Below are 266 nucleotides of genomic sequence, written 5' to 3'. Positions count from 1 at the left end.
AACTTACTATAATCTTTGTTTCGCAGTTATTATTCAGTTTTCAAGGTACGTCTTTGAGTGTCCTTTTCAGGGCCCTCAAAATCGAACAATATCTACTCTGCTTGTATCTATCACCTGTTCCAGATGGCCGACCATCTTTGATGTTCTTCCATCTGCCTGACTCCTTAGAAAGGAGGTGATCCAGCCGCAGGTTCTCCTACGGCTACCTTGTTACGACTTCACCCCAATCACCAGTTTTACCTTCGGCGGCGTCCTCCTTGCGGTTA

Annotated in this window: 1 rRNA gene; it reads right to left on the bottom strand. The window is 45.9% G+C overall.

The features are described from left to right. Positions 1 to 168: 168 nt before the first annotated feature. Positions 169 to 266 (bottom strand): 16S ribosomal RNA (locus tag P0G09_RS20740); the annotation flags it as partial.

The organism is Faecalibacterium sp. DFI.5.82, from assembly GCF_029076575.1.
In the GTDB taxonomy this organism is placed as follows: Bacteria; Bacillota; Clostridia; order Oscillospirales; family Ruminococcaceae; genus Faecalibacterium; species Faecalibacterium duncaniae.
The sequence above is the reverse complement of the archived record's forward strand: the minus strand, read 5'-3'. Positions and strand labels throughout refer to the sequence as shown.